General features: G+C 52.0%; 13 protein-coding genes and 2 tRNA genes. 11 read left to right on the forward strand and 4 right to left on the reverse strand.

Features of this window, described 5'->3' with window-relative positions; genetic code table 11:
- Window positions 1-7 precede the first annotated feature (7 nt).
- Window positions 8-1036: a tRNA dihydrouridine(20/20a) synthase DusA gene (gene dusA, locus J4377_RS05035; protein ID WP_253487209.1), complete on the reverse strand. Its 1029-nt coding sequence runs from the start codon at window positions 1034-1036 to the stop codon at window positions 8-10.
- Window positions 1037-1364: 328 nt separating this feature from the next.
- On the opposite strand from dusA, the gene J4377_RS05040 reads away from it, so the two are divergent.
- Window positions 1365-1946, forward strand: coding sequence for a hypothetical protein (locus J4377_RS05040; protein WP_253487218.1), 582 nt, complete (start codon window positions 1365-1367; stop codon window positions 1944-1946).
- A gap of 23 nt (window positions 1947-1969) precedes the next feature.
- Here the strand turns inward: J4377_RS05040 and J4377_RS05045 are convergent, their stop codons facing one another.
- Entirely contained in the window at window positions 1970-2494 is a 525-nt protein-coding gene (locus J4377_RS05045) for a helix-turn-helix domain-containing protein (RefSeq protein WP_038482396.1), read from the reverse strand.
- 285 nt (window positions 2495-2779) lie between these two features.
- Between J4377_RS05045 and gltX the strand changes: the two genes are divergently transcribed.
- The 3 genes from gltX (at window position 2780) to J4377_RS05060 (ending at window position 4630) form a co-directional block, all read left to right on the forward strand.
- Window positions 2780-4258, forward strand: a complete 1479-nt coding sequence (gltX, locus tag J4377_RS05050) for a glutamate--tRNA ligase (protein WP_253487219.1) — start codon at window positions 2780-2782, stop codon at window positions 4256-4258.
- Between the two features lie 137 nt (window positions 4259-4395).
- Window positions 4396-4471 (forward strand) — tRNA-Ala (locus J4377_RS05055).
- Between the two features lie 83 nt (window positions 4472-4554).
- A tRNA-Glu gene (locus tag J4377_RS05060) sits at window positions 4555-4630 on the forward strand.
- A 420-nt stretch (window positions 4631-5050) separates the two neighbouring features.
- On the opposite strand, the gene J4377_RS05065 is transcribed toward J4377_RS05060, so the two are convergent.
- Together J4377_RS05065 and gltA are read right to left on the reverse strand one after the other, a co-directional pair.
- Window positions 5051-5932 carry an NAD(P)-dependent oxidoreductase gene (locus tag J4377_RS05065; protein ID WP_095602387.1) on the reverse strand — a complete coding sequence of 294 codons (882 nt, stop codon included), beginning with the start codon at window positions 5930-5932 and terminating at the stop codon, window positions 5051-5053.
- Between the two features lie 150 nt (window positions 5933-6082).
- Window positions 6083-7369 (reverse strand): citrate synthase, encoded by a 1287-nt coding sequence (gene gltA, locus J4377_RS05070; RefSeq protein ID WP_253487221.1) that lies wholly within the window; start codon window positions 7367-7369, stop codon window positions 6083-6085.
- Between the two features lie 486 nt (window positions 7370-7855).
- Here gltA and sdhC point away from each other — a divergent pair, with 486 nt between their 5' ends.
- The 7 genes from sdhC to lpdA all read left to right on the forward strand — a co-directional run bounded on the left by sdhC (window position 7856) and on the right by lpdA (window position 17514).
- Window positions 7856-8233: a succinate dehydrogenase, cytochrome b556 subunit gene (sdhC, locus tag J4377_RS05075; RefSeq protein WP_171880175.1), complete on the forward strand. Its 378-nt coding sequence runs from the start codon at window positions 7856-7858 to the stop codon at window positions 8231-8233.
- Window positions 8227-8574 carry a succinate dehydrogenase, hydrophobic membrane anchor protein gene (gene sdhD / locus J4377_RS05080; RefSeq protein ID WP_038482412.1) on the forward strand — a complete coding sequence of 116 codons (348 nt, stop codon included), beginning with the start codon at window positions 8227-8229 and terminating at the stop codon, window positions 8572-8574. The genes sdhC and sdhD overlap by 7 nt, the downstream gene beginning before the upstream one ends.
- Window positions 8575-8577: 3 nt before the next feature.
- Window positions 8578-10350 (forward strand): succinate dehydrogenase flavoprotein subunit, encoded by a 1773-nt coding sequence (gene sdhA, locus J4377_RS05085; protein ID WP_009722512.1) that lies wholly within the window; start codon window positions 8578-8580, stop codon window positions 10348-10350.
- A gap of 27 nt (window positions 10351-10377) precedes the next feature.
- Window positions 10378-11088, forward strand: a complete 711-nt coding sequence (locus tag J4377_RS05090; RefSeq protein WP_009722513.1) for a succinate dehydrogenase iron-sulfur subunit — start codon at window positions 10378-10380, stop codon at window positions 11086-11088.
- 433 nt (window positions 11089-11521) lie between these two features.
- Entirely contained in the window at window positions 11522-14356 is a 2835-nt protein-coding gene (locus tag J4377_RS05095; protein ID WP_038486567.1) for a 2-oxoglutarate dehydrogenase E1 component, read from the forward strand.
- 38 nt (window positions 14357-14394) lie between these two features.
- The gene (gene odhB / locus J4377_RS05100) at window positions 14395-15960 is read left to right on the forward strand and encodes a 2-oxoglutarate dehydrogenase complex dihydrolipoyllysine-residue succinyltransferase (RefSeq protein WP_038482415.1); all 1566 of its coding nucleotides are present in this window, start codon (window positions 14395-14397) and stop codon (window positions 15958-15960) included.
- Window positions 15961-16074: 114 nt separating this feature from the next.
- Window positions 16075-17514: a dihydrolipoyl dehydrogenase gene (gene lpdA, locus J4377_RS05105; protein ID WP_198348451.1), complete on the forward strand. Its 1440-nt coding sequence runs from the start codon at window positions 16075-16077 to the stop codon at window positions 17512-17514.
- The last annotated feature ends 110 nt before the right edge of the window (window positions 17515-17624 follow it).

The following is a 17624-nucleotide window of genomic DNA, read 5'->3' on the forward strand; positions in this document are numbered from 1 at the left end:
AGTCCAACTAGGATGCGGGCTGTAGTGCTTCCTGAGTCTCTGTTTCGGGTTCGCGAACTAAGCTAAGCGCTTCATCGAAAAGCCGCAGGCCCGCGTCCTCTTTGTGCGCGTGCTCAGACAGATGGCGACGGAAACGCCTGCCACCGGGACAGCCCTGAAATAACCCCAGCAAATGGCGGGTAATGTGATTCAGCTTGGCCCCTTCATCCAGCCGCTGCTGAATATAGGGGCGAAACGCGTTAGCCGCTTCCAGGCGCGTGCGTGCAGGCCCTGCTTCACCAAACAGCTGCTCATCCACCCCAGCGAGTAGCCACGGGTTCTGATACGCCTCGCGGCCCACCATCACACTGTCTACGTGCTCAAGCTGGGCTTTGCACTCGGCAAGGGTTTTGATCCCCCCATTAATGCCAATATGCAGCTCAGGATGGCTTTGCTTCAAACGATGCACGCGGGGGTAGTTAAGGGGGGGGACATCCCGGTTCTGCTTAGGTGACAAACCCTGCAGCCATGCCTTGCGCGCGTGAACGGTAAAGACGTTGCAACCTGCCGCCGCCACAATCTCAATAAACCGCGCCAAGTCAGCATCTTCATCTTGATCGTCAATCCCAATACGGCACTTAACCGTGACCGGAATCGACACTGCCGCCTGCATAGCTTGCACCGCCGCTGCCACTTTTTCAGGGTAGCCCATCAAGCAAGCGCCAATCATATTGTTCTGCACTCGGTCGCTGGGGCAGCCGACATTCAGATTGACCTCGTCGTAACCCCACGCCTCGGCAATGGCTGCACACTCGGCCAGCTCTCCCGCATCGCTGCCACCCAGCTGCAACGCTATCGGATGCTCTACATCGCTATAGCCTAAAAAGCGCTCACGGGGCGTTCCATGCAAAATGGCACCAGTGGTCACCATCTCGGTATACAGCAATGTCCGCTTGGTTAACGTGCGTGCAAACGCGCGGTAATCGCGGGTTGTCCAGTCCATCATGGGGGCCACAGAAAACAGACGAGCAGCGTCTGCTGGGCTTGCTTTAGTCATATCAATCACTTGCATCATCCGATGCGGTATAAGCCAGTCGTGGTTGCTTAACAGCGGGGGAGTCATTGGCGAGCGATTGTACGCAAAAAGCGGGTTTGAGTACAAAGCAGGCGCTGCTCAATTGTGAAGGTAGAGGCCGGCAAAGGTGGAAGATGTCGCTTGTTCAAAGTCCGGCGCGTAGGTATTGAATCTACAAAACGAAATTAGTTTCGTTTGTCAATGAAATAACCCCTGTGAGCCCTGCAGCACTTTGCTTCTTTTGCGGTCTAATTCAATGTGATGAGGGCTAGGCAGTGGTAAGCTGATATTTCGTTGTTGAGGAGTCTCTATGCATAAGACACTAGGTGGTATCAGTTTAGTGTTGGTGAGCGTGCTGCTGCTGGCTAGCTGTGGCGGTCAGGAGGAGGAGTCACACTCAGAGCCGCCTGAGCCGGTCGTTGAAGTGCCTAGCCCACAGCAAAGCGCCGGACCACAAAAGGTGGTCGATCCTCTCGTTGTAGCCATTTCGGCTAGGGCCTCTCTGCGCTCTGATCGTCGTTTAATGGTAGAAGGCGAAACCAACCTGCCGGACGGCGCTCTTATTCAGGTAACCATTGAGCGTGAGATAAGCCGCGTGCGCTGGCAGGAGCGTACCAGTGTTTCGCAAGAGAAGTTTAATGCTGGCCCCTTTGGTTCTGGCAGTGGCTTACCGGATGGACGATATATTGTGCAGGTCCAGCTTTCAGTAGCATCTGTGCAGCCAGAAGTGGTTCAGGCGCGCATTGGCAGTGAAGGGGAGCACTTGGCTGGCGAGCTGGTTAGTCAAACTCGCCATGGATTAGGCCAGGTTGCCACCTACTCGCGCAGTTTCTTAGTGGGCAGTGAACCAAGACGTACGCGCGACCAGGTGGACGTAGTTGAAGAAATGTAGGACGTGGGGGAGATAAAGATGCTTTAGGCAGGAGACCAGTGTGCTAGCAGTACCGCATGTATGGTGGTGTCACTGGGCGCTTTAGCAAAATGCTCAATAACATAACCTTGTTCTTGCTGGATCAGATAATGACCAGCTTTGTGAAACACATGGGTAGGGCCTAATAGCACTAAGTCGCCTGCTGACACCGGTGAGAAATCCGTTTCTTGGCCGGGAGTTGCCATTATGCAGGGAGCTTTCCAGTCAATCTTTAACGGCAGATGATGCGGCACCGTCATCATAGTTGCCTGAACCTGTTCCCAGGGGAGGGGACCAGTATGTGTCAGGGTCAACAGAGGGGCGGCGCTGTCACCTTCTAGCAGGGTTGCCAAAGAGCAATCAAGGGCATCAGCGAGCGCAACAAGGCGTTCGTGGCCGATTTGTTTGATCGCACCGGATTCCCAGTAAGAAATGGTGACATCTGATACGCCTACTTTACGTGCGAGGGCAGCTTTGTTGAGCTTGGCCCGAAGCCGCAGTTGCTTTATACGTGAGCCTAGCGATTCCATTTCATTTTCCTATCGATGAGCTAAACAAGCTCGTTGAGTGTACTTCCACCCTATTCGGCGGCGCTCTGTGCATACTAAAAATCGCGAGGCGCTCTCAAGTATGGACACGAATCATAGGGGCTGCGCCATACTAAGCGATTGTGCTTTAACGCGCATCTTCCTATCAGTGAGCTTCCAACTTTTGATCAGACGCTTTTAAGTCAAACTCGTTCCCTGCAAGGTACTGCTGGTTGCCGTAAGGGTGCGTATAATGGCGAGACGCTTTATTGCCAAAAGGACATTTTGATGACCGTTCGTACTCGTATCGCGCCTTCTCCAACGGGTGATCCGCATGTAGGTACTGCCTATATCGCGCTGTTTAATCTCTGTTTTGCGCGCCAGCACGGTGGCCAGTTCATTCTGCGCATTGAAGACACCGATCGGGTTCGGTCTACCGCTGAATCAGAACAGATGATTTTAGATTCGTTACGTTGGCTGGGGCTGGAGTGGGATGAGGGCCCTGATGTGGGCGGCCCTCACGGCCCGTATCGGCAAAGCGAGCGTGGTGATATCTACGCTCAGTACGCCCAGCAACTTATGGATGCGGGGCATGCCTTTAAGTGTTACCGCACCAGTGAAGAGTTGGATGAACTGCGGGAAGCTCGCAAAGCGGCTGGTATGCACTTGGCTTTGAAGCCCGTTGATTTAGCGTTGGCTGCGGATGAGCGGGCTCGTCGTGAACAGGAAGGTTGGCCTTATGTCGTTCGTATGAAGGTGCCGAGTACCGGCGTTTGTGTGGTGAACGATATGTTGCGCGGCACAATCGAAGTTGAATGGGCGCAAGTTGATGCGCAAATTCTGCTGAAGTCAGATGGCATGCCTACCTATCATCTGGCAAACGTGGTTGATGATCACCTAATGAACATTACCCATGTACTGCGCGGTGAAGAGTGGATTAATTCAGCGCCTAAGCATCAGTTACTTTATGAATACTTCGGCTGGGAAATGCCGCAGCTGTGCCATATGCCGCTGCTGCGCAATCCCGATAAGTCCAAGCTATCCAAGCGCAAAAATCCGACGTCGATTAACTATTATCGTCGTATGGGATTCTTGCCTCAGGCCGTCACTAATTACTTAGGCCGTATGGGTTGGTCGATGCCTGACGAACGCGAGAAGTTTAGCCTGTCAGATATGATGGCTGAGTTTGATATTCAGCGAGTATCGTTAGGTGGGCCAGTGTTTGATTTGGAAAAACTGACCTGGTTGAACGGCGTTTATATTCGTGAAGACTTAGATGACGACGCGCTACTTCAGGCGCTTCGGGAATGGGCATTCAATGAAGAGTACGTGAAGCAAATACTTCCTCAGGTGCGTCCTCGTGTGGAAACCCTTTCCCAAGTAATCCCGCTGGCGGGGCATTTCTTCTCAGGGTTGCCTGCGCTAACGGAAAACGACTTTGCTAGCGTGAAGCTTGAGAAAGAAGAGCTGGTTAAGCTGCTGCAGTTCTTGGTGTGGCGTTTTGAAGCCGTGCCTGCATGGTCGAAAGAGGTGCTCTTAGCTGAGGTTAAAGTGCTTGTTGAGCATTTCGATATTAAGATGAAGGCTTTCCTAGCCCCTGTCTTTATTGCCATTACTGGCAGTACGTCGAGTACCTCTGTAATGGATGCCATGGCGATCTTAGGTTCTGACGTGACGCGAGCACGGCTACGTAATGCCATTGAAGTACTAGGCGGTGTTTCTAAGAAGCAAGCCAAACGCTTTGAAAAAGAGTTTCGTGATCTCTAATGCCTAGTTGATGTTTAGGGCTTGGCACTAGCGGGCTTTCCAGAGGTGCCTGTGATACGGGTGCTTGAAAAGGGTGCTTGAAAGGCTTGACGAAGGCGGGCGTAATCAGTAACATACGCTCCGTCTTCGAGACATGTGGGGCCTTAGCTCAGCTGGGAGAGCGCAACACTGGCAGTGTTGAGGTCAGCGGTTCGATCCCGCTAGGCTCCACCAATATCGAAAACTCTGGTTGTTAATTTTCAATTCAAAGTTTTCAATATGGCGTCTCAAGGCCGTTATTTATTTAGGTTAATAACGTCCCATTCGTCTAGTGGTCTAGGACACCGCCCTTTCACGGCGGTAACAGGGGTTCGAACCCCCTATGGGACGCCACCTCCTACTTCCCCGAAATTTATTTGCAGATTTATTGTCGGCAAACATTTCTCAAAATACGCATTTTAATTAAAGGCAATGAGGCAACTCATCTGTCGGTTTTTGCGTTCCCGTTATTATGGCTGTTGGCTGAAATCATTCTCATTTCAAGCGTTTTTGGACGATTTTGTGCTTGACTTGTCCACTTTTGCAAGTTTGCGGAAGGGGTTGTGCACAACCTCGGGCTGTTGTCTCAAAAAATCAGTGATTTAGAATTATTCCTTTTAAATCAATAAGTTATATTAGGTTAAAAAATGATCAATTTAAGGCTGGGTCACTGTTCATGGCGATTGTGGGACGTTTTGTAGTGGTTGTGAACAGGGTTATCCACAGATAGTGTGGAAAACCCTTTTCAAGATCGAGACGCTTAAAAGTCAAGCATTATTCTGGCTTTTGGAGGCGTTTCAAAAGCGACGAAGTGTCCCAGCGTCCTCCATCCATGCGTTGCACATCAGCATAAAATTGGTCAACAAGGGCGGTGACGGGTAGCGTGGCGCTCAGTCGACGAGCTTGCTCTAAACAAATCCCTAAATCTTTGCGCATCCAGTCCACTGCAAAGCCATGATTGTACTCATTGGCAATCATCGTTTTGTGGCGGTTTTCCATCTGCCATGAGCCAGCAGCACCCTTGGATACCACATCAATTACTTGTTGTTGATCCAGTCCTGCTTGTTCAGCAAAGTGAAGACCTTCGGCAAGACCTTGCACTAAGCCAGCAATACATATCTGGTTAACCATTTTAGTAAGTTGGCCACTGCTAGCGCTGCCCATCAGTGTGACGGCACGGGCGTAGTGATTAAGGATGTGGTGGACAGCGTCAAAGTGTGTCTGTTCACCACCACACATAATCGTCAGCGCGCCATTTTCAGCCCCTTGCTGCCCGCCGGAGACGGGGGCGTCTAAAAAGGCTACACCTTGCTCGCGGCAGGTGGTGTCTAATTCCAGAGCAAGGTCTGCAGAGGCAGTCGTGTGGTCGATGAGATAGGTGCCGGCTGTCATGCTGCTCAGCACGCCATCGGTGCCGATAGTTACTTGCCTGACGTCGTCGTCATTGCCTACGCATATCAAAACAAGGTCAGCGCCGTCAGCGGCTTCTTTGGGGGTGGCATGTGCGGTGCCGCCATACTCGTTTGCCCAGGTATCTGCTTTACTGCTTGTGCGGTTGTAAACACGCGTTGTAAGGCCTTGTTTGGCAAGATGGCCTGCCATGGGGTAGCCCATAACGCCCAGGCCAATAAAAGCAACAGTAGTGATGGTTCGCATAGAGCACCTTGTGGGTGTGTGATGAGTATTAGGGGGGGGGGCTGGAATGTTATGTGTAAAGTAATAAAGAAAAGAGAATTTACGACAAGCAAAAGGCCACCCGTGGGTGGCCTTTTATTATCCTAGTCACGCTACGTTGTTACCGTGGCGTTATTTTTTAGGATAGTCGCGCATATCGTGGCCGATATACAGCTGACGTGGGCGGCCAATTTTGTAGCTTTCGCTGAGCATTTCATGCCAGTGAGAGATCCAGCCAATGGTGCGAGATACCGCGAAAATAACGGTAAACATATTGGTCGGTATGCCCATGGCTTTGAGAATGATGCCAGAGTAGAAGTCGACGTTTGGATACAGCTTACGCTCAATGAAGTACTCATCTTCAAGGGCGATTTGCTCTAGGCGCTTGGCGATTTTGAGCTGCGGGTCGTCAGCTAAGCCAAGCTCGGCAAGGACTTCATCACAGGTCTCTTTCATTACTTTGGCGCGCGGGTCAAAGTTGCGATATACGCGGTGACCAAAGCCCATCAGCTTGAAGGGGTCGTCTTTATCTTTTGCTTTGTCGACAAACCTCTGAATGTTTTCTTCAGAGTCGTCGCCAATTTCATCAAGCATATTCAGTACGGCTTCGTTGGCACCGCCGTGTGCTGGGCCCCAAAGTGCCGCAATACCGGCGCTGATACAGGCAAAGGGATTGGCGCCGGTTGAGCCTGCTAAGCGTACTGTAGAGGTCGAGGCGTTTTGCTCATGATCCGCGTGTAACATAAAGATGCGGTCCATGGCTTTCGCGTACACTGGGTTGATTTTGTACTCTTCGCACGGATTGCTGAACATCATGTAGAGGAAGTTTTCTGCATAGCTCAGGTCGTTGCGGGGGTAGTTGAACGGCTGGCCAACATTATATTTGTGCGACATTGCGGCCAGGGTCGGCATTTTTGCAATGAGGCGAATAGCGCTGATCACGCGATCTTCTTCTTGGGTAATGTCCATGTGGTCATGGTAGAAGGCAGCTAGGCCGCCAACGACGCCACAAAGAATAGACATTGGGTGCGCATCGCGGCGAAACCCTTTGAAGAAATTGTTGATTTGGTCGTGCACCATGGTGTGGTTACGAATGCGCGACTCGAAATCTGCATACTGTTCATCGTTAGGCAGTTCACCGAATAGTAGGGTGTAGCATACCTCGACAAAATTAGACTCTTTGGCCAGTTGGTCGATAGGGTAGCCGCGGTGAAGCAGCACGCCCTTGCCGCCATCAATATAAGTGATAGCGGACTGGCAGGAAGAGGTGGCCATGAAGCCGGGATCGTAGGTAAACAGGCCTTCAGCACCTAAGCCGCGTACGTCGATGACGTCGGGGCCAAGTGTGCCGGAATACATGGGTAGTTCGATCGATTGTTCTAGACCGTCTACCGTCAATGTCGCTTTCCTGTCAGCCATGCTGGCCTCCTTTCGAATTCGGTTTGGGACGTAATGTCGTTGTTTCGCATACCGCGCCGGCGAAAAGGCTCGCCTACTATAGAAGTGTGCGACATTTTGTCAATTAGCCTAAGCGCTAGGTATCCTTGTACAGCTGTTGTTGTGTTGGATAATCTTTGTATATGATAAGCGTGGAGTTCGTGGTAGAGGCGTCAGGGGGTTGACGACACGTTAACGGACTTATCAAACCATCAATCTCCTGTCACTATAACCATGCTGCAACGCAAAATCGACTCAGGTTGACCTCATTTTTCTTGCACCATAGTCGAGTTAAGCTTGAGTTCGGTTTGTCAGCAGGGGCGAAGGTTCTTATAATCCACGGCGCGCGACCGGCAGGTAGGAGGTCGTGCTCGACTTGGCAACGGCCGAGCCCCTTCCAGCAACCACTGCCCGCTCGGGCCATGCCCGACCTGTCGCAGAGCGGGCCAAGAGAGTGTGTATAACGCCGTGAATAGCAAACGACCCGTAAACTTAGACCTTACTACGATACATTTCCCACTACCGGCGCTAACGTCGATTACACACCGTATTACGGGTGTCATCCTCTTCGTTGGCCTGATTTTCGCTTTTTGGGCGCTGGGTAAATCACTATCGTCTCCGGCTGGCTTTGATGCCGTCAGCAACGCATTGGCCAATAACTTTTTCGCCAAGTTCATTGCCTGGGGATTGTTATCCGCATTGGCATTCCATTTTGTAGCAGGTATCAAACACCTGTTGATGGATGCGGATATCGGCGTGACCCTAGAAGGTGGCGTGAAAAAAGCACAAATCACTGTTGTCGTCAGTGTCGTTCTGATCATCCTGGCAGGAGTTTGGGTATGGTAACCAACATCACAAGTTTTGGCCGTAGCGGGTTATCCGATTGGCTAATGCAGCGCGTTTCAGCGGTAATCTTGGCTGTATATACCGTCTTTATCGTCGCCTACCTGCTGCTCAATCCTAATCTGGATTACTACGCTTGGAGTGGACTGTTCGATCAAACTTGGATGCGTATTTTCTCGCTGCTCGCATTTGTCTCCATTGCAGCGCACGCCTGGATCGGTTTGTGGACGGTCACCACCGATTATCTCAAGTCCACTCGCCTGCGCGTGGGTGCCCAGACTCTGATTATTCTGGCCATCTTCGTATATCTGGTGTGGGGCATTCAAATTCTGTGGGGAGCTTGATACATGTCTAACCTTCGTAGCCTGACATTTGACGCCATTATCATCGGTGGCGGTGGCTCTGGCTTGCGTGCTGCTTTAGAACTTGCCAAATCTGGCAAAAAGACAGCCGTACTGTCCAAAGTGTTCCCGACACGCTCTCACACGGTTTCTGCCCAGGGTGGTATTACTTGCGCCATCGCATCGTCAGATCCGAACGATGACTGGCGCTGGCACATGTACGACACTGTTAAAGGCGGCGACTACATTGCCGACCAAGACGCAGCTGAGTACATGTGTTCAGAAGGCCCGAAAGCGGTGTTTGAACTTGAGCACATGGGGCTGCCGTTCTCGCGCTTTGATAATGGCCGTATTTATCAGCGTCCGTTTGGTGGCCAGTCGAAAAACTTCGGCGAAGGCGGTCAGGCGGCACGTACCTGCGCAGCCGCTGACCGTACTGGCCACGCACTGCTTCACACGCTCTACCAAAACAACCTCAAGAACAACACCACGTTCTTGAATGAGTGGTACGCGGTAGATCTGGTGAAAAACAGCAACGGTGATGTGGTTGGTTGTATCGCCATGTGCATCGAAACTGGCGAAGTTGTCCACGTTAAATCGAAAGCCACTGTTCTGGCCACGGGTGGTGCAGGTCGTATCTACGCCTCTACTACTAATGCCTTGATCAATACTGGCGATGGTATCGGCATGGCGTTACGTGCTGGCTTCCCGATGCAGGACATGGAAATGTGGCAGTTCCACCCGACCGGTATTTATGGTGCGGGTACGCTGGTCACTGAAGGTTGCCGTGGTGAGGGTGGTTACCTGATCAATAAAGATGGCGAACGCTTCATGGAACGTTATGCGCCGAACGCCAAAGACTTGGCAGGCCGTGACGTTGTTGCACGCTCAATGGTCATGGAAATTCTGGAAGGTCGTGGTTGTGGCGAGAAGGGCGATCACGTCTTCTTGAAGCTTGATCACCTGGGTGAAGAAGTTCTTGGTAAGCGCCTGCCGGGTATCGTTGAGCTGTCGAAAACGTTTGCTCACGTTGACCCTGCTAAAGATCCGATTCCTGTCGTGCCTACTTGCCACTACATGATGGGCGGTATTCCGACCAATATTCATGGTCAGGCAATTACCCAGGACGAAAGCGGCAACGATCATATCGTTAACGGTTTGTTTGCTTGTGGTGAAGCGGCGTGTGTATCGGTTCACGGCGCTAACCGCTTGGGCGGTAATTCGTTGCTGGATCTGGTGGTCTTCGGTCGTGCGGCGGGGATGTTTATTGAAGGCGCGCTGAACGAAGGTATTGATTACCTGGATGCTTCTGAATCTGATATCGAATCAGCGATGAAACGTATTACGCGCTGGAATGAATCGGAAGGTGGCGAGAGCATTCCTGAGCTTAAAGCAGAGCTCCAAGACATCATGCAGACCTCTTTCGGTGTATTCCGTGAAGAGAAGAATATGCAGGAAGGTGTCAAGAAACTGGCGGATCTGCGCAGCCGAATTGCCAATGCGCACCTGCCTGACAAGTCCAATGCGTTCAACACGGCGCGTGTTGAAGCTTTAGAACTTGATAACCTAATGGAAGTGGCAGAAGCAACGGCGATTGCTGCCCTTGAGCGTAATGAGAGCCGTGGTGCGCACTCGCGCTACGACTATCCTGACCGTGATGATGTCAACTGGCTGAAGCACTCGCTTTACTTCCCGGCCACGAAAGAGCTGAAGAAGCGCGACGTTAACTTCAAGCCGAAAACTGTTGATACATTCGAGCCTAAGGTTCGCACCTACTAATCTCTGCACTGACGAGAGGGAGTCACCATGTCTAACCTTCAGGTATCCGTATACCGCTACAATCCGGAAACCGACTCCGCGCCCTATATGCAGGAGTTCCAGGTCGATACTAAAGGCCGCGATCTGATGGTGCTGGATGTTCTGCATCTGATGAAAGAGCAGGATAGCGGACTTGCGTTCCGTCGCAGCTGCCGTGAGGGCGTATGCGGTTCCGATGGCATGAACATGAACGGTAAAAACGGCTTGGCATGTATTACGCCGCTGTCAGATGTTGTGAAAGGCAATAAGCTGACCTTGCGCCCGTTGCCGGGTCTGCCGGTTATCCGCGATATGGTTGTGGATATGGGGCTGTTCTATAAGCAGTACGAGCGCATTCAGCCATACTTGCAGAACGATGAGCCTGCACCAGCGATTGAGCGTCTGCAATCACCAGAAGAGCGCGACAAGCTCGATGGCCTGTATGAGTGTATTCTGTGTGCCTGCTGTTCCACGTCCTGCCCGTCTTTCTGGTGGAATCCAGACAAGTTTGTCGGTCCGGCTGGTTTGCTACAGTCTTATCGCTTTCTTGCGGATACACGTGACACGGCTACCCGCGAACGTCTTACCAGCCTGGAAGATCCGTTCTCCGTGTTTCGTTGCCGCGGCATCATGAATTGCGTTGCGGTTTGTCCAAAAGGGCTAAATCCGACCCGTGCAATTGGTAAAATTCGTGAAATGTTGTTGGCTGATGCGACGTAAACGCCTAATCCTATGAAAAAAATGCGATCGCTACGTAAGTTGCTGCACAAAGCCACTTAAATCGTGGCGCTTCGCTTGTTATCATAGGGGCGTTAGGTGGTGCGGCGACACGTCGCACTACCTAGCCAGTCAAGTTTAAAAGCCGGTGCCGCAAGTACCGGCTTTTGAGCATGAACTGATTGAGCACGACTAGATAAAAGAAGCCTTCGTATTAACGTAGTAAGTAGACGAAGGTATAATAGTACGTATGAAATAGAGCGTACTGAAGTGGTACGTAGTGAAAATGTAGTACTTACAGCTAGTATGAATAGGGCTTCCGGCCTTCGGTCGGCGCCGCCGGCATATGTCCCGCCCCGCCGGCAGGGCAATAGCGATGTCGTTGCGCGATTGCAGCGATACCGATACCACCCCATCAGTGCAGGGTGACCGAGAGATGCAACAAGGCATAATGGAGTTGATGTGGCGTTCCTCTCACGTTAGTGGTGGCAATGTCCACTACGTGGAAGCGCTTTATGAGCAGTACCTCGCCGATCCTGATTCTGTCTCAGATGAATGGCGCAGCTATTTTGATCAGTTGCCTCGTTCTGAGGGCAGTGCCTCCCACGATGTTCCACTAAGCCCCACTCGTGATCAGTTCTACCAACTGGGTCGTGAAAGTCGCCCAGGCCGGGTAGCCGCCGCCTCCGATAGCGGTGAGAATAAAAAGCAGGTGAAGGTCCTGCAGCTGATTAACGCATACCGCTTTCGTGGTCATCAGAAGGCCAATATCGACCCGCTAGGACTGCGTAATCCCACCCCCGTCCCAGACCTCGATCTGTCATTTCATCAGCTTTCTAAAGCTGATCTTGACACCGAGTTCCAGACCGGTTCGTTTTTTTTAGGTATTGATAAAGCACCGCTGCGTGAGATTGTTGATGCGCTGGAGCAGACCTATTGTCGCTCTATCGGTTGCGAGATCATGCACATTGTCGATACCGAAGAGAAACGTTGGTTGCAACGGCGTTTTGAATCGGTGCGCAGTGCGCCGAAATTCAGCGACGATGTGCGTAAGCATGTGCTTGAGCGCCTTACCGCTGCCGAAGGTTTGGAAAATTACCTAGCGTCTAAATATCCAGGTACCAAACGCTTCGGTCTTGAAGGTGGTGAATCATTTGTTCCGATGATGGACGAGTTGATTCAGCGCTCCGGCGGCTATGGCACTAAAGAAGTTGTTATTGGCATGGCTCACCGTGGCCGTTTGAACCTGTTGGTTAATATTCTGGGGAAAAATCCCGCTGAATTGATCGACGAGTTCGACGGTAAAAAGGTGATTGAGCGTGGTTCTGGTGATGTGAAATATCACCAAGGCTTCAGCTCTAACGTCATGTCGCCTGGTGGCGAAGTTCACTTGGCAATGTCGTTTAACCCGTCGCATTTGGAAATTGTTGCGCCGGTAGTAGAAGGCTCGGTACGCGCACGTCAAGATCGCCGTAATGATGAAGAGGGCAGCAAAGTACTGCCAATCAACGTTCATGGCGATGCAGCGTTTGCTGGTCAGGGCGTGGTCATGGAGACATTCCAGATGTCTCAAACCCGTGCCTACAAAACCGGTGGCACAGTACACATCGTGATTAACAACCAAGTGGGCTTTACGACGTCGAACCCCTTGGATGCGCGCTCCACCGAATACTGTACTGATATTGCTAAGATGGTTCAGGCGCCGATTTTCCATGTTAACGGCGATGATCCAGATGCGGTTATCCATGCGACCCAAGTGGCGTTGGATTACCGTCAACAGTTTAAGAAAGACGTTGTTATTGATCTGGTGTGCTACCGCCGCCGTGGCCACAACGAGGCCGACGAGCCATCGGGCACCCAACCGATGATGTACGCCAAGATTAAAGATCACCCTTCTTCGCGTTCACTCTATGCAAAACGTCTGGTCGAGCAGGGCGTATTGTCAGAAGAAGACGCTAAGGCAATGGTTGAAACCTACCGCGATGATCTTGTGGCGGGCAATCACGTAGCCAATGCCTTGGTGCAAGAGCCTAATACATCACTCTTTGTGGATTGGGCTCCCTACCTAGGGCATGAGTGGACCGGTGATGCAGACACTACCTTCGATATGAAGCGTCTGCAGCAGTTGGCCGCGAGAATGTGCGAGATTCCTGATGGCGTCGAAGTTCAGCGTCAAGTCGCTAAAATCTATGAAGACCGTCGCAAAATGCAGGCGGGCGGCATGGGGCTTAACTGGGGCTTCGCTGAAACGCTAGCGTATGCCACGCTGCTTGATCAGGGGCATCCGATTCGTATTACCGGTCAGGATGTTGGTCGTGGGACGTTCTCTCACCGGCATGCGGTTATCCATAACCAGAAAGATGGTTCTACGTACGTACCGCTGCAGAATATGTCAGACGGTCAACCGCGCTTTACCATTCACGACTCTTTCCTATCGGAAGAGGCTGTGCTGGCGTTTGAGTACGGCTACTCCACGACAGCGCCGGGTGACTTAGTCATTTGGGAAGCCCAGTTTGGTGACTTCTTCAACGGTGCCCAAGTAGTGGTTGACCAGTTTATCTCTTCTGGTGAGACCAAATGGGGACGACTGTGTGGACTGACCATGCTGTTGCCACATGGCTATGAAGGTCAGGGGCCAGAGCACTCCTCCGCGCGGTTAGAGCGCTTCTTGCAGCTGTGCGCTGAGCACAACATGCAGGTGTGTGTGCCGACGACTCCCGCACAGATTTACCATCTGATGCGACGTCAAGTCATTCGTCCGTTGCGTAAGCCGTTGGTGATCATGTCGCCGAAGTCGCTACTGCGCCACAAAGAAGCGGTATCTAGCCTAGAGGATCTTGCTCACGGCAAGTTCTACATGGTGCTACCGGATCAGGCGAATCTTGAAGCAGAAAAGGTGACTCGCGTTATCATGTGTGCCGGTAAGGTGTACTACGACCTAGCCAACTGGCGTGCAGAAAACGAGCGTGATGACACGGCGATTATTCGTCTTGAGCAACTCTACCCCTTCCCGAAAGAAGAACTTTTGGAAGTGCTCCAGGCGTATGCCAATGTGGAAGACATCGTGTGGTGCCAGGAAGAGCCGCTAAACCAGGGCGCTTGGTACTCAAGTCAGCACCACATGCGCGCCGTCGCCGATATGCTGAAAGATGGCCTCGGACGTGATTTGAAATTTGCAGGACGTCCTGCCTCTGCCGCACCGGCAGCGGGCTATATGTCCGTCCACACTGAACAGCAGCGCCAGCTGGTGGAAGACGCTTTTAACCTATAAGCGCCCACCGGGTTTAGAGAACATATAAGGGAAACGACATGGCTACTGATATCAAAGCGCCAACCTTTCCGGAATCCGTTGCCGAAGGCACTGTGGCTGCGTGGCATAAAAAGCCGGGTGACAGCGTCGAACGTGACGAGCTGATTGTTGAAATCGAAACCGACAAAGTGGTGCTAGAAGTCGTCGCACCGGAAGCGGGTACCCTGACTGACGTGATGGCCGAAGAGGGCGAGACCGTCGAGTCAGAGCAAGTGTTAGGCAAAATCGGTGAAGGCAGCGCGTCTAGCAGTAAAGAAGAAAAATCTTCTGACGATGCTAGTGCTAAAAAGTCTGTTGAGAAAAGCGAAGAGAAAAAAGCCAGCGGCGGTAACGGCGGTGGTAAGCAACATGACGTAAAAGCCCCAAGCTTCCCTGAGTCTATCCAGGAAGGCACCGTGGCAACATGGCACAAGAAGGTAGGTGAAGCGGTTAAGCGCGATGAAGTGTTAGCCGACATCGAAACCGACAAGGTGGTGCTAGAAGTTGTCGCACCTGCCGACGGCGCACTGGCAGAAATTAAAGCCGAAGAAGGCAGCCAGGTTGAATCCGAAGCGGTTCTGGCCATCTTTACCGAAGGTGCTGGTGGCGCTGGTGAAGAGAGCAGCAGTGCCTCTTCTTCAAGCGCTGCGGGTAGCGATGATGAAGGTTCTGATGAGAAAATCGGCGATAAGATCCTAGCGCCGGCGGCACGTAAGATGGTTGCTGAGCATGATCTGGATGTTGCCAAGATTGAGGGCACCGGCAAAGGTGGCCGCATCTTGAAAGAAGACGTGCAAAAAGCCGTGAAAGATGGTTCTGCCAAAAAAGCAGCGAAATCTTCAGCGCCGGCGAAAGCAGCCGCCGCCGCACCGGCAGTGGAAGGTGATCGCGTCGAGAAGCGCGTTCCGATGACGCGTCTGCGTCAAACTATTGCTAAGCGTCTGGTTCAGGCACAGCAAACAGCTGCCATGCTGACCACTTATAACGAAGTGGACATGACTGAAATCATGGCGCTTCGTGCGCAGTACAAAGATACGTTCCAGAAAACCCACGATATTAAGCTGGGCTTTATGGGCTTCTTTGTGAAAGCGGCTTCTGAAGCACTCAAGCGCTTCCCGGATGTTAACGCCTCTATTGATGGTACCGATATCGTTTATCACGGTTATCAAGATATCGGCGTTGCGGTATCAACGGATCGTGGCTTGGTTGTACCGGTGCTGCGTGATACCGATAGCATGAAAATTGCCGACGTTGAGCGCACCATTGTTGATTTCGGTAAGCGTGGTCGTGACGGTAAGCTGGGCATGGATGACATGATCGGCGGCACCTTCACTATCACTAACGGCGGTACATTTGGTTCTTTGATGTCGACCCCGATTATCAATCCACCTCAAACCGCTATCCTGGGTATGCATAAAATCCAGGATCGTCCAATGGCTGTGAATGGTAAGGTCGAGATTCGCCCGATGATGTATCTGGCGCTGTCCTACGACCACCGCATGATTGATGGTAAAGATGCGGTACGATTCTTGGTTACTATTAAAGAGCTGCTGGAAGACCCGGCTCGCTTGCTGCTGGACGTATAACGGAGCGCGCTGATCCGCCTCCTCTGCTGTATTAGCGTTCTAATGCAATCGCACCTTGCCTCCTGCCCGTTTTAGGTTCAAATGGGGGGAGGCAACCAAGCTAAAGGAGCCAACATGGCTGACAAGTTTGATGTGATCGTTATCGGTGCAGGTCCCGGTGGCTACGTAGCGGCTATCCGCGCTGCGCAGCTGGGCCTGAAAGCCGCCTGTGTTGAAAAATGGATTGGTAAAGAAGGCAATGTCGTTCACGGCGGTACGTGTTTGAACGTCGGCTGTATCCCGTCTAAAGCGTTGCTTGAAGCCTCGCATAAGTTCGTCGAAGCCAAGCACGATTTCGACGACATGGGTATTAATGCCGGTGACGTCACGATGGACGTCAAAAAAATGATGGCTCGCAAGGACAAGATCGTTAAGAACTTGACCGGCGGCATCTCTGGCTTATTTAAAGCCAATGGCGTTACGGCTATTGAAGGTACCGGTAAAGTGATTTCCGGTAAGCAAGTTGAAGTTACCGATCTGGACGGCAATACCACCACTTACGACGCTGATAACATCGTAGTTGCTGCAGGTTCCGTGCCGGTTGAAATTCCGCCGACGCCGCTAACCGAAGGCTTGATTGTTGACTCTACTGGCGCGCTGGAATTCCAGGAAGCGCCGAAGCGTTTAGGCGTTATTGGTGCTGGCGTTATCGGCCTAGAACTGGGTAGTGTTTGGAACCGCTTAGGTTCTGAAGTTACTGTTCTGGAAGCGATGGATAGCTTCTTGCCGATGGTCGATACGGCGATCGCGAAAGAAACGCAGAAACTGCTCAAAAAGCAGGGGCTGGATATTAAACTGGGCGCCCGTGTGACTGGTTCGGAAACCAACGGCGACGAAGTCATCGTTAAGTACACCGATGCCAATGGCGAACAGGAAATGATCTTCGACAAGCTGATTGTTTGCGTTGGTCGCCGTCCGTACACCAAGGGTGTGATTGCTGATGGTGTGAGCGTTGAGCTGGACGAACGCGGTTTTATCTTTGTTGATGACCAGTGCCGCACTAACGTACCCGGTGTTTATGCCATTGGTGACTGTGTGCGTGGCCCCATGCTGGCGCACAAGGCATCTGAAGAAGGTATCATGGTCGCTGATATCATCGCTGGTCACAAAGCCGAGATGAACTACGACACGATTCCGAACGTGATTTACACGTTCCCGGAAGTAGCTTGGGTCGGTATGACTGAGCAAGATGCCAAAGCGAAAGGCATTGAAGTTAAGACCGGTAGCTTCCCGTTCGCGGCAAGTGGTCGTGCGATGGCGAACAACGCCACCGAAGGTAGCGCCAAGATTATCGCCGATGCGGAAACCGACCGTATTCTCGGCATGCATATCGTTGGTCAGCACGCGGGTGAGATGATTGCCCAGGGCGTGATTGCAATGGAATTCGGCTCCAGCGCCGAAGACCTGGCTCTGACCTGCTATGCACACCCGACTATGTCGGAAGCTGTGCACGAAGCAGCTCTTGCGGTAGATGGCCATGCCATTCATATGGCTAACCGTAAGAAGCGCAAGTAATTCGCTAAGCAACAACCAAGCGCCACCGTCAGGTGGCGCAACACTTTCGGCTCTGTGAGAAATCAGCGGGGACGAAGGTACGGGGATGCCCCGCTCTTTTAAAGCAGCGG

Origin of the sequence: Halomonas sp. XH26, from assembly GCF_024138895.1 — a bacterium.
GTDB lineage: Bacteria > Pseudomonadota > Gammaproteobacteria > Pseudomonadales > Halomonadaceae > Vreelandella > Vreelandella alkaliphila.